Genomic DNA, 12,915 nt, shown 5'->3' on the forward strand with positions numbered 1-12,915 from the left:
CTAAGTTTCAAATAATGAAAATAGTGAGATTGAGAAGCGACGATCTGATTCCAAAGGGAGGAAACCAATGACTCATCTGAAAACGGGCGCGCTTGCGTTCGCGGCGGCCTTGCTTATGTCCGGCTCGGCTTTCGCGCAAACCCGCGCGCTGAGCTACAACGCCGACTTTGACCCGACACCGCTGGCGGCGTTCCAAGCGCTGATCGCGGATTTTGAGGCTGAAAATCCAGACATCAAAGTCACGCTGAACAACTTTGACCACGAAGGTTACAAAACCGCGATCCGCAACTTTCTGACGGCCGACAGCCCTGATCTGGCCAACTGGTATGCGGGCAACCGTATGGCCCCGTTTGTCAACTCGGGCCAATTTCTGGATGTGTCGGACGTGTGGACCGATAATGGTTTGGGCGATCAGCTCGCATCAGCCAAAGCCTCGATGACCATTGATGGCAAGCAGTGGGGCGTGCCCTATACTTATTACCAGTGGGGCATTTACTACAACAAAGACGTGTACAAAGCGGCGGGCGTTGAAGTACCGACCACTTGGGATGGTTTTATCGAAAACTGCGCCAAGTTTCAGGCGGCAGGCATTGATTGCTTGACCACAGGGTCCAAGGCGCTGTGGCCAATTGCAGGTATCTTTGACTATCTGAACATGCGCACCAACGGGTATGAATTCCACATGGACCTGACCGCTGGCAAAGTGGCATGGACAGATGACAAGGTAAAAGCGACCTTTGCGGAATGGGCAAAAGTGGTGCCTTACACCACCGAAAACCACGCAGCGATTGACTGGCAAGATGCAGCAGCGCTGCTGGTGCAGGGCAAAGCGGCCAACTATGTCATGGGTAACTTTGCCGTGGCGACCTTCAAAGAAGGCGGCATGACGAACGACTCCCTTGGTTTCATGGTATTCCCGGAAATCACCGCTGGCCTGCCCCGCGCCGAAGAGGCACCGACCGACACCATCCACATTCCGGCTGGTGCCAAGAACGTGGATGATGCGAAAAAGTTCCTCGCATTTGTCGCCCGCGCCGATGTGCAGACCAAGCTGAACGCAGCCTTGGGACAACTGCCCACCAACAAAGGCGCGACCGTGGATGCGGCCGATCCGTTCATCTCGGCAGGGTTTGAATCGCTGTCGGGGGCCTATGCGCTTGCACAGTTCTTTGACCGTGACGCGCCTGCCGAAATGGCAAAGGCCGGCATGGAAGGGTTCCAGGAGTTCATGGTAAAACCTGACCGTCTGGACGCGATCCTTGAGCGTCTGGAAAAAGCACGCGGCAATATCTACAAATAAACCGCTGATCGGCCCCGTGTGCAAACGCGGGGCCAATTCTCTCTGATCTGACCGCACCTAGGGGGCCACCCGCCATGTCCAGCTACTGGAAACGAAACCAATTGCGCATCGCCCCGTGGCTGTTTTTGGCCCCCGGTGCGGCCATGTTTCTGGTCTATGTCATCATCCCGATTTTCCAATCCCTTTCGATTTCGTTCTACGATTGGGATGGATTGGGCGAGGCGGTCTATATCGGCACCGAAAACTATGTCGAACTGATTGACGATGATGCCTTTTACACCTCGTTGAAAAATAACGTGATCTGGTTGTTGCTGTATTTGCTGGCCGTGCCGCTGGGCCTGTTCCTCGCGATTTTCCTGAACCAAACCGTGCGCGGCATCCGCATCTATAAATCCCTGTTCTTTTTCCCGTTTGTCGTGTCGCAGGTCGTCGTGGGCCTGATGTTTTCATGGTTCTACGCCCCCAATTTCGGCCTGCTGTATAAGCTGATCGAACTCGTCACCGGCAACGGCATCGCCATTCTGGCCGAGGAAGATTACGTCACCTACGGTATCATCGTCGCGGGCCTCTGGCCGCAGATTGCCTATGTGATGATCCTGTATATCACCGGCCTGAACAACATCGCTCCCGATCAGGTCGAGGCAGCGCGCCTTGACGGGGCCAAAGGCCTCAAAATGCTGTGGTATGTGATCTTGCCACAACTGCGCCCCGCCACGTTTATTGCGGTGGTGGTTACCGTGATCGGCGCGTTGCGCAGCTTTGACCTTGTGTCGATTATGACCGATGGCGGCCCATATGGCTCCAGCCGCGTGTTGTCGTTTTACATGTACGAACAGGCCTTGTCGGAATACGGGTTCCGCATGGGCTACGGTGCGGCAATCGCCGTGGTGTTGTTCGCCATCATGATGGTTTTCATTTCGGGCTTCATCTGGAAGATGTGGCGCGACGAGACGGAGCGTTAAGCCATGTTTCCACGCCCAATAGACCAAACCAGCCCGCTGACCCAGCGCCTGTACACCATCGCGCTGCCCATCGCCCTGATCTTGTGGCTGTTGCCGCTGCTGGGGGTGGCCGTCACATCGGTGCGCCCTGCGTCGGACCTTGCCCAAGGCAATTACTTTGGCATGCCCAGCTATATCGCCTTTGAAAACTATATCTCGGTGTTTCGTGACAGTGATTTGGGCCGCTATATGGTCAATTCGCTCAAGGTGACGATCCCCACCGTCATTGGCGCTGTGGTTCTGTCCTGCATGACGGGCTTTGCGCTTGGGATTTATAAATTCCGCTCAAACTTGTTGGTGTTTTTCCTGTTCGTCGCAGGCAATTTTGTGCCGTTCCAAATCCTCATGGTCCCCGTGCGCGACCTGACGCTGGATCTTGGCATGTACAATTCATGGACCGGCCTTGCGATGTTCCACATCGCCTTTCAAACCGGTTTTTGCACCTTGTTCATGCGCAATTTCATCAAGGCCCTGCCGTTTGAATTGATCGAGGCGGCGCGCGTTGAAGGCGTGTCTGAAATCCGCATTTTCTGGTACATCGTCCTGCCCTTGATGAAGCCTGCGATTGCCGCCTTGTCGGTCCTCATCTTTACCTTCATCTGGAATGACTTTTTCTGGGCCACCGTGCTGACCACCACCAAAGAAACCCAGCCCATTACCGCAGGCCTGTCCTCGCTGAACGGCCAATGGGTCGCCGCTTGGCACTTGGTTTCGGCCGGATCTATCCTTGCTGCCCTTCCGCCTGTGTTAATGTTTTTCCTGATGCAAAAGCACTTCATCGCGGGGCTGACACTGGGGGCGGTAAAGTGAACCAGCAGTGGCGTCTTGATGATGGCCAGCAAACGCTGGTGCTGGCCGCACGATCTGGGCGCTTGCCCGAATGCGTGTATTGGGGTGCGCCCCTGCCGGTGACCGAGGATTTGGTCGCCCTGCATGCCGCCTATGCGCTGGATGTGACGGGTGGGATGCTCGATGAAAACCCTGACCTGTCGCTCTGCCCGCAATCCGCGCGCAGCTTTCCGGGCCAGCCGGGGCTGGTGCTGCGCTGTACGGATGAAATACGGATGCTGTACGGCTTGTGCTTTGTGGATGCACAGCAAAACGGCCCCGATCTGCGCCTGTCCTACCGCGATGCGGCGGCGGGCATTGACCTGACATTCAGCTTTACCACCGATCCGCAAACCCATGTCATCACCTGCCAAACCACCCTGAATACCGACCGCCCCGTGCAGGTCGATTGGCTTGCGGCCCCCGTCCTGCCCGCACCGCAATTGTCGGATGAGATGATTGATGTGTCGGGCCGCTGGTGTGGTGAATTTCAACTGATCCGCACCCCGTGGTCAGCAGGTTTGCGCATGCGAGAGGCCCGCACAGGCCGCAGCGGGCATGAACATTTCCCGGGGCTGATCGTCCCCAATCGTGGCACGACCAATTGCCAAGGCGAGGCTTACGCCTTTCACTATGGCTGGTCCGGCGGCCACCGTATGCTGGCCGAGGAACTGCCCGATGGTCGCCGCCAGGTGCAGTTCGGCCATGCCACAAACACCCAAGCGGCAGGCACGCAATTTCAAACGGCACCGCTCTATATCACCTATTCCAACACCGGCCTGAATGGGTGCGCCGTGGCCTTTCAACGCCATGTCCGTGACCGTATCGTGACCGATGCCCACCCCGTCCGCCCCGTGCATTACAACTGCTGGGAGGCGGTATATTTCGACCATAAGCTACCGGAATTGCAAGATATTGCCACCCGCGCGGCGGCGCTGGGCGCGGAACGCTTTGTGCTGGATGATGGCTGGTTCGGCCTGCGCGATGATGACACATCCAGCCTTGGCGACTGGACTGTCGATGCGCGCAAATACCCACACGGCCTGACCCCGCTGATCGACCATATCCACAGCCTTGGCATGTCCTTTGGTCTGTGGTTTGAACCCGAAATGGTCAATGAAAGTTCCGCCCTGTACCGTGCCCACCCTGATTGGGTATTGGGGCCAATGGACCAAATACGCGGCCGTCAGCAACTGGTGCTGAACATGGCCAGCGCTGATGTGCGCGACTATCTTTATGACCGGATTGCCGCGATCCTGTCGGCCTATGACATTGGCTATATCAAATGGGATCATAACCGTCTGCTGCCCGCCCCCGATGCCGCCCAAACCCATGGCACCTATGCCCTGCTGGACCGTCTGCGCGCCGATTTCCCGCAGGTGGAAATTGAAACCTGCGCCTCGGGCGGTGGCCGTATTGACTTTGGCATCCTGAAACACACCCAGCGGGTTTGGCTGTCCGACAGCAACGACGCGCTGGAACGGCTACGCATTCAGCATGACGCCGCGCTGTTCTTGCCTGCCTCTGTCACCGGCTCCCACGTCGGCCCGCGCCATTGCCACACCTCTGGTCGTACGATTGATATTTCCATGCGCGCATGGGTCGCCGCCCAACGCCATATGGGCTTTGAAATGGACCCACGCGAGTTGACGGACCACGAGGCAAAGGTGCTAACCGACGTGACCGCGTGGTGGAAAGCCAACCGCGACTGGATGATGCGGGCCGACATCTTGCGACTGGACAGTGCCGATCCGGCGGTGATTGCCGAACAGCAATTGGCCCAGTGTGGCAGCCGGTTTGTGGTCTTTGCCGGCAAGGCCGCAACATCGGCCCAGATCCAGCCACGGCCTATGCGCCTGACGGGGCTTGATCCAGCAGCAACCTATTGTATAAATGTGATAAATCGAGATCACACCCCTGGCCTTTCGCGCGGAAATCCTGCGTTGAAATCCGGCCCGCTAACTCTGTCGGGCGCCTATCTGATGCATCACGGTGTCACCTTGCCGTGGCATTTCCCCGAAACGATGTGGGTGCTAGAAGGCACTCGTAAATGACCTTAACGGAGCCCGCCATGACCGCAACCTATCCTGATCTGAACGGCGCTTCCGTGTTTATCACCGGCGGTGGCTCTGGCATTGGTGCCGCCTTGACCGAAGGTTTCTTGCGCCAAGGGGCAAGGGTCGCCTTTGTTCAGCGTTCCGACGCCAGCGCCTTTGTCGATGAGATGGCAGAAACCACCGGAAACCGCCCTTTGTTCATCCAGTGCGACATCACCGATGTTCCCGTACTGCAAGCCGCGATCAAACAGGCCGCCGCTGCCCATGGCCCCATCACCACGCTGGTCAACAATGCCGCCAATGACAAACGCCATGCCACGGCGGACGTGACCGAAGATTTCTATACCTGGATGATGGACATCAACCTAAAGGCTTACTTCTTTACCGCCCAAGCCGTTGTGGCGGGCATGAAAGCAGCCGGCGGCGGGTCGATCATCAACTTTTCGTCCATCAGCTACATGATGGGTAACGCCGGCTATCCGCTTTACACCGCCGCCAATTCCGCGATCAACGGCTTGTCGCGCAGCCTTGCCCGTGAATTTGGCCCCGACCGTATCCGCGTCAACGCGCTGGCCCCCGGCTGGGTGCTGACGCAAAAGCAAAAAGACCTGTGGGTCACGCCCGAAGGGTTGGCCGCGCATCTTGACCGCCAATGCCTCAAAGACACGCTTGCCCCCGAGGATATCGTGGGCGGCGTGTTGTTCCTTGCCTCGAACAGTTCCAAGATGATGACAGGTCAGGCGATGGTCATTGATGGCGGCGTGGCGGTGACAGGATGACCCAACCTGCCGAACCCTTGCCCAAACTGCCTGATTGGGTCGCCGCGGATTGGGGCACAACCCATCTGCGCGCCACCGCCATGGGCGCAGTTGGCCCCATGGCGACGGCCAGCAGCGACGATGGCATGGGCACTTTGAAACCCGCTGAGTTCGAAGCCGCCCTGCTGCGCCTCATCGGTCCGTGGCTGTCGCCAAACCAAACCACCCCCGTCATTGCCTGCGGTATGGTCGGGTCGCGCCAAGGTTGGGCCGAGGCGAAATATCGCGCGGTCCCTTGCACCCCCGTGGCCCCCGATACCCTGACCCGCGTGGCCACAACCGACCCGCGCATCACCGTCCACATCGCCCCGGGCCTTCGGCAAAACATCCCCGCCGATGTCATGCGCGGCGAAGAAACGCAAATCGCAGGGGCACTGGCCCTTATGCCCGGGTTTGACGGCGTGATGTGCCTGCCCGGCACCCATTCCAAATGGGTCCATGTCAGCGCGGGCGAGGTGGTCAGTTTCCAAACTTTCATGACAGGCGAACTCTTCGCCCTCCTGTCCACCCAATCCGTCCTCCGCCATTCCATTGCCGCCGATGGGTTCGACTCGGCAGCCTTTGACACAGGCCTGTCCGATGCCCTGTCATGCCCCGAACGCATCGCCGCCCGCCTGTTCACCCTGCGGGCCGAAGGCTTGCTTACCGATGCCAGCCCCACCTCTGCCCGCAGCCGTCTGTCGGGCTTGCTGATCGGGGTCGAACTGGCCGCCGCCAAACCCTATTGGCTGGGCCAGCCCGTCACTTTGATCGGGGCAGAAACCCTGTGCAGCCATTACGCCCACGCGCTAAAGGCCCAAGGTCTGACCCCCGCCACCCTATCGGCCGCCGACTGCACGCTGGCTGGCCTCTCCAAACTGAAAGGTGCGCTATGACCCGCCCTCTGATCGCCATTCTGCGCGGCATTACACCGGATGAGGCATTGCCCATCACGGCAGCCTTGATTGAAGCAGGGATCACCAGCATCGAAGTGCCGCTGAACTCTCCCGATCCCTATGCCTCGATTAGCGCAATGGCGCGCGAATTTGGGGCCGGATCTGGGGGGCGCGCCTTGATCGGTGCAGGCACCGTGCTGACTGTGGATCAGGTGGCCCAAGTGGCAAGTGCGGGTGGTAAACTGGTGGTATCACCCAACACAGACGTGTCGGTGATCCGCGCCACAATCGCCGCGGGTATGCAAAGCTGGCCGGGTGCGCTGACCCCGACCGAATGTTTCGCGGCCCTAGCCGCTGGCGCCACGGGCCTAAAGATTTTCCCTGCCTCCATAATCGGCCCTTCGGGTGTCAAAGCGATGCGGGCGGTTTTGCCACCGCAGACCAAGGTTTATGCTGTGGGCGGCGCTGGCCTGTCGAACCTCGCGCAATGGCGCGACGCGGGCGCAAACGGGTTTGGCATCGGTTCCGCACTTTACGTCCCTGGCATGTCGGTTGCAGACGTCAAAACCCGAGCCCGCGCGTTGGTCGCCGCTTGGGATGCGCTATGACGGTGTTCGACGCGCGTATTTGCGCCTTGGGCGAAGGGGCCTTGTGGCACCCGCTGCGCGAACAACTGTACTGGTTTGATATTCTGGGCAAGCGGATGCTGTCGACCGATGGGCAGGATTGGGACTTTGACGAGATGGTTTCGGCCGCAGGTTGGGTTGACCGCGACACATTGCTGATCGCGTCCGAGACTGCGCTGTCTACCTTTAACCTGACCACCCATGCCTGCGAAACGGTCACGCTGCTGGAACTTGACAACCCCATCACCCGCTCCAACGATGGCCGCGCCGACCCGATGGGCGGGTTCTGGATTGGCACGATGGGCAAGAATGCCGAACCGGATGCAGGTGGCATTTACAGGCTCTATAAAGGCGAATTGCGCCTATTGTTCCCGCAAATTACTATCCCCAACGCCATCTGTTTCGCCCCAGATGGCCGCACTGCCTATTTTACCGATACCACGACCCAAATCGTGAACCGTGTGGCGCTGAACGCGCAGGGCTGGCCCAATGCCGCCCCCGAACCCTTCATCGATTTTCGCGCCAAAGATTTGAACCCCGACGGTGCTGTCACCGATGCGGCGGGCAATATCTGGATCGCCCTTTGGGGCGCTGGCCGGATTGCGGTGTTTGATCCGCAAGGCAACCCCCAACATGCCGTGTCCTTGCCCGCCCCGCACATCACCTGCCCCGCCTTTGCGGGCACAACGCTTTACGCCACTTCGGCCACCCAAGGCATGGATGCAGCTGCCCTTGCCCTGCACCCTGATGCAGGCAAAACCTTTGCCATTCCGAATGCAGGGATGGGCCGCCCCGAACCACAGGTCATTTTATGAAACGCACGCTTGGCACCTGCTATTACCCCGAACATTGGCCGGAATCCCAATGGGCCTCCGATGCCGCCCGTATGGCGGAAATCGGGCTGACATGGGTCCGCATCGGTGAATTCGCGTGGAGCCGGATGGAACCCACCCCCGGCACATATGACTGGGGCTGGCTCGACCGCGCGATTGAGACGCTCACCGAACATGGCCTGAAAGTCGTCCTCGGCACCCCCACCGCCACCCCACCACGTTGGATGCTGGACCGCCATCCCGACATGCTGGCCCTTGATGCACAGGGCCACACGCGCGGCTTCGGCTCGCGACGTCACTATTGCTTCAGCCATGCGGGCTTTCGTGCGGAAAGCGCCCGCATCACCACCGAACTGGCGAAACGCTACGGCCACAAGGTCGCCGCGTGGCAGACCGACAATGAATACGGCTGCCACGATACCACGGTCAGCTATTCGGCCGCTGCCTTGCATGCCTTTCGCGATTGGCTGGCGCAGAAATACCAATCGCCCGATGCGTTGAACCGTGCTTGGGGCAATGTATTCTGGTCGATGGAATACACCGATTTCGCCGATATAGGCCTGCCCAACCTGACCGTGACAGAGGCGAACCCCGCCCACGCGATGGATTTTCGCCGTTTCTCCTCGGATCAGGTCGCAGGCTTTAACCGCGTCCAAACCGACATCATCCGCCGCCATTCCCCTGCACCCATCAGCCACAATTACATGGGCGCGGTGGTGGATTTCGATCATTTCGCCACGGGGGCCGACCTCGATATCGCCACATGGGACAGCTACCCCCTTGGCTTTCTGTCCGACCGGATCGCGGCCAGCGCGGACCATAAACGCACCTTCGCCCGCCAAGGCGACCCAGATTTCCAAGCCTTTCACCACGACTTGTATCGCGCCGTGGGCGCCATGAGGTCTGGACGCTCCGCGTCCGGGGGCCGCTGGTGGATCATGGAACAACAGCCCGGCCCAGTGAACTGGGCCCCCTACAACCCCGACCCGCTGCCCGGCATGGCGCGGCTTTGGGCGTGGGAGGCGTTTGCACATGGGGCCGAGGCCGTGTGCTATTTCCGCTGGCGCCAGGCACCGTTCGCTCAGGAGCAAATGCACGCAGGCATGCTGCGCCCCGACAGCCAGCCCGCTCCCGCCTATCACGCGGCGGCAGAGGTGGCGCGCGAACTGGCCGCGATGCCAGAAGTCGAAACCACCGCCGCCCCCGTCGCGCTGATCTTTGATTACGCCTCCGCTTGGGCATGGGCCACGCAACCCCAAGGGCGCGGGTTTGACTATTTCAACGTGGTTTTCGGGTTTTACAAAGGCCTGCGCCGCCTTGGTCTGTCGGTCGACATTTTGCCCCCCGACACGGCCGACCTTAGCGCCTATAAACTGATCCTCTCCCCCGCGATTGCCACGCTGCCGCCTGCGCTTCTGTCGGCGATTGCGGCGCATAAAGGGGCGGCATTGATTGGCCCGCGCAGCAATTCCAAAACGCCCGATTTCAGTATCCCCACCCCCTTGCCGCCCAACCTGCCGGGCCTTGATTGCACGGTCGCACGGGTCGAAACCCTTCCGCCCGACTTGCCCGTGCCGCTGGCCCAAGGTGGCAATTTCACCCTGTGGCGCGAAAAGCTGGAAGGTGGCGCAAAGGTGGTCGAGGCCACAACGGATGGCTGGCCCGCGCTTATGGCATCGGGCGGGTTGCACTATCTGGCAGGCCTGCCGGATGAGGCTGCGCTGGCCCGTATTTTGACGCGTCTGTGTGCGGATCAGGGGATTGAGGCCGCGCCCTTGCCCAACGGTTTGCGCTGTCGCCAGTCGGGCGCACATCGGTTCTGGTTCAATTACGGCGCCGAACCCGTGACCCATGCTGGCCGCACCGTGCCGCCCGCAGGTGTGGTGTGGGACTGACCCATCACGTATTGGAATTGCACCCCGCACAATTCCACGATTGACCCTGCGGGCCGCAAACAGCAAAGGTTCCGGCCTGATAGACCGGAGCGTTGCAATGACCAAATCAGCCCTGTTCACCCCCGTTCTGATCGCGGGGTGCGCCATTTTGGTGGTGAACTTTGCCATTCGCGCCAGCTTTGGCGTGTTCCAAATCCCCATCGCGACCGAATTCGGCTGGCTGCGCGCCGATTTTTCCATGGCGATTGCGATTCAGAATTTGGCATGGGGCGTAGGCCAGCCGATTTTTGGCGCGCTGGCCGAACGCTTTGGCGACCGTCGCGCGATTATTGCTGGGGCGATTTTGTATTCTGCGGGTCTGGTGCTGTCGTCGATGGCCGTGACGCCGGGCCAGCATTGGCTGCTGGAAATTCTGGTGGGGTTTGGCATTGCAGGCACTGGCTTTGGCGTGATCTTGGCGATTGTGGGCCGGGCGACATCGGATGAAAACCGCAGCCTTGCGCTGGGCATCGCCACCGCCGCTGGGTCTGCGGGCCAAGTGTTCGGCGCACCCACTGCTGAATTTTTGCTGCAATCCTACAGCTGGCAAACGGTGTTTTGCATCTTTGCTGTGGTGATTTTGATGGTGCTGTTTGCGCTGCCGTTCCTGCGCGCGCCTATCACCGCGACCAAGGTGGAGTTGCAAGAAAGCCTTGGGTCCGTGCTGAACCGCGCGTTTCGTGACCCCAGTTACATCATGATTTTCGTGGGGTTCTTTTCCTGCGGCTATCAACTGGGATTCATCACCGCACATTTCCCAGCGTTCATAACCGAGATGTGCGGCCCGATTGACCCTGCAGGCTATCTGGCGGGGATCGGCATTTCCAGCACCTCTATTCTAGGCGCGGTGGCGATTTCGGTGATCGGGATGGCGAATATTGCGGGCGCGATCTATGCGGGCTGGCTGGGCAAACGATATTCCAAGAAATACCTGCTGGCGGCAATTTATGCCGGCCGCACGGTTGCGGCGGCGGCGTTTATTCTGCTGCCGATGACGCCTGCGACGGTGTTGGTTTTCTCACTCGTCATGGGGTCTTTGTGGTTGGCCACGGTGCCGCTGACCAGCGGTTTGGTCGCGCATTTGTACGGGCTGCGCTATATGGGTACACTTTATGGGTTTGTGTTTTTCAGCCATCAATTGGGGTCTTTCCTTGGCGTGTGGCTGGGCGGCAAGATGTATGATCTGACGGGGGATTACACGCTGGTCTGGTGGATCGGCGTGGGGATTGGTGCTTTTTCGGCACTGGTGCACCTGCCGATTAAAGAGCGGCGTGTGGAACTGGTGGCGGCTTGAAGCCGGGAGCCGTTCAAGGGGGCATCGAACCCCCTTGAACGGCGCTAACGCGGTGCGCCTTGGGCCGGTGGTCATCGGGTGCGGGATTTAGGTATTTAATCCAAGATGAAATGGAGGCGGTAATGAGGGCCGGAATTGTCAGTTTGGTGTTGGCCTATGTGCTGAGCCAGTTTTACCGTGCCTTTTTGGCCGTAATGAGTCCCGTCTTGATTGCCGATCTAGGCGTGTCAGCGGGGGATTTGGCCGATGCGTCGGGGATGTGGTTTCTGGCCTTTGCCGCGATGCAAATTCCGGTTGGCGTAGCGCTGGATAGGGTCGGGCCGCGCCTGACGGCGGCGGTTTTGTTTGGCATTGGCGGGGCTGGCGGGGCAGCCTTGTTTGCTGTGGCTGGATCAGCGTTTGAGGTCAAGGCCGCGATGGCATTGATCGGGGTTGGATGCTCGCCCGTCTTGATGGCCAACTATTATATCTTTGCGCGGGTGTTTTCGGCGCGGGTTTTTGGGACGCTGGCAGGTGTGGTGATCGGGGTTGGATCGCTGGGGAATATTGCGAGTTCCTTGCCTTTGGCGGTGGCGTTGGATCTGTTCGGCTGGCGCGGCAGTTTGTGGGTTTTGGCTGGGGTCAGCCTGTCTGTGGCGGGGGCAATTGCCGTGTTGGTCCGTGATCCGCAGGCCTTGCCGCCGGGCCCGCGCGGGTCGATTTGGGATATTCTACGCATTCGGGCGCTGTGGCTCATTTTGCCGATCATGGCGGTGAATTACCTGCCTGCGGCGGGGCTGAGGGGGCTGTGGGCGGGGCCGTATTTTGCCGATATCTATGGAATGGATGCGGGCGGAATTGGGCGCGTCACCCTGGCGATGGGGGTGGCGATGGTTTTGGGAAACTTTGCCTATGGCCCACTGGACCGCGTTTTTGGCACGCGGAAATGGTTGATTTTCGGGGGCAATGCCGTGGTTTGTGCGGCTCTTGTGGCGCTGTGGGTCTTGCCTGCCGAAGGCGTGTTTTTTGCGGTTTTGATGCTGGTTGTGATCGGGTTTTTCGGGGCGTCGTTTCCGATGGTTATGGCCCACGGGCGGGCGTTTTTCCCGCCCCATCTGGTCGGTCGGGGGGTGACTTTGATGAACCTTTTCGGGATCGGGGCCACGGGGCTGGCGCAGGTTTATACGGGGCATCTGAAAGGCGGCGCCGAGAGCCTTGAGGCGGGGTATGTCGCGATTTTCGGGTTCTTTGCGGTGGCGATGGCTTTGGGGTTGGTGATCTATCTGTTTTCGCAGGATCGGACCGATTAGGGCCAGATGTTCGCGCGCGGACATTTCTGTAAGTATTTGATTTTGAATGATATTGTGATT

At 59.6% G+C, this 12,915-nt stretch carries 11 protein-coding genes; all 11 read left to right on the forward strand.

The features are described from left to right. Nucleotides 1-67 precede the first annotated feature (67 nt). Nucleotides 68-1,300: an ABC transporter substrate-binding protein gene (locus G560_RS0110385; protein WP_022704245.1), complete on the forward strand. Its 1,233-nt coding sequence runs from the start codon at nucleotides 68-70 to the stop codon at nucleotides 1,298-1,300. Nucleotides 1,301-1,374: 74 nt separating this feature from the next. Next, entirely contained in the window at nucleotides 1,375-2,262 is an 888-nt protein-coding gene (locus tag G560_RS0110390; protein ID WP_022704246.1) for a carbohydrate ABC transporter permease, read from the forward strand. A gap of 3 nt (nucleotides 2,263-2,265) precedes the next feature. Beyond that, nucleotides 2,266-3,111 carry a carbohydrate ABC transporter permease gene (locus G560_RS0110395; protein ID WP_022704247.1) on the forward strand — a complete coding sequence of 282 codons (846 nt, stop codon included), beginning with the start codon at nucleotides 2,266-2,268 and terminating at the stop codon, nucleotides 3,109-3,111. Beyond that, entirely contained in the window at nucleotides 3,108-5,183 is a 2,076-nt protein-coding gene (locus G560_RS0110400) for an alpha-galactosidase (RefSeq protein ID WP_022704248.1), read from the forward strand. The genes G560_RS0110395 and G560_RS0110400 overlap by 4 nt, the downstream gene beginning before the upstream one ends. Further along, a complete protein-coding gene (locus G560_RS0110405) occupies nucleotides 5,180-5,965 on the forward strand; it encodes an SDR family NAD(P)-dependent oxidoreductase (protein WP_022704249.1) in 786 nt (261 codons plus the stop codon). The genes G560_RS0110400 and G560_RS0110405 overlap by 4 nt, the downstream gene beginning before the upstream one ends. Next, entirely contained in the window at nucleotides 5,962-6,879 is a 918-nt protein-coding gene (locus tag G560_RS0110410; protein WP_022704250.1) for a 2-dehydro-3-deoxygalactonokinase, read from the forward strand. The genes G560_RS0110405 and G560_RS0110410 overlap by 4 nt, the downstream gene beginning before the upstream one ends. Then, nucleotides 6,876-7,487: a 2-dehydro-3-deoxy-6-phosphogalactonate aldolase gene (locus G560_RS0110415; protein ID WP_022704251.1), complete on the forward strand. Its 612-nt coding sequence runs from the start codon at nucleotides 6,876-6,878 to the stop codon at nucleotides 7,485-7,487. Before G560_RS0110410 ends, G560_RS0110415 begins: the two co-directional genes overlap by 4 nt. Beyond that, on the forward strand, nucleotides 7,484-8,320 hold the full coding sequence (locus tag G560_RS0110420) for an SMP-30/gluconolactonase/LRE family protein (RefSeq protein ID WP_022704252.1): 837 nt from the start codon (nucleotides 7,484-7,486) through the stop codon (nucleotides 8,318-8,320). Before G560_RS0110415 ends, G560_RS0110420 begins: the two co-directional genes overlap by 4 nt. Further along, nucleotides 8,317-10,233 carry a beta-galactosidase gene (locus G560_RS0110425; protein ID WP_022704253.1) on the forward strand — a complete coding sequence of 639 codons (1,917 nt, stop codon included), beginning with the start codon at nucleotides 8,317-8,319 and terminating at the stop codon, nucleotides 10,231-10,233. The genes G560_RS0110420 and G560_RS0110425 overlap by 4 nt, the downstream gene beginning before the upstream one ends. Before the next feature lie 97 nt (nucleotides 10,234-10,330). Further along, nucleotides 10,331-11,566 (forward strand): MFS transporter, encoded by a 1,236-nt coding sequence (locus G560_RS0110430; protein ID WP_022704254.1) that lies wholly within the window; start codon nucleotides 10,331-10,333, stop codon nucleotides 11,564-11,566. Between the two features lie 122 nt (nucleotides 11,567-11,688). Continuing rightward, the gene (locus G560_RS0110435; RefSeq protein ID WP_022704255.1) at nucleotides 11,689-12,855 is read left to right on the forward strand and encodes an MFS transporter; all 1,167 of its coding nucleotides are present in this window, start codon (nucleotides 11,689-11,691) and stop codon (nucleotides 12,853-12,855) included. Nucleotides 12,856-12,915: the final 60 nt, after the last annotated feature.

The organism is Pseudorhodobacter ferrugineus DSM 5888, assembly GCF_000420745.1.
GTDB classification, from domain to species: domain Bacteria; phylum Pseudomonadota; class Alphaproteobacteria; order Rhodobacterales; family Rhodobacteraceae; genus Pseudorhodobacter; species Pseudorhodobacter ferrugineus.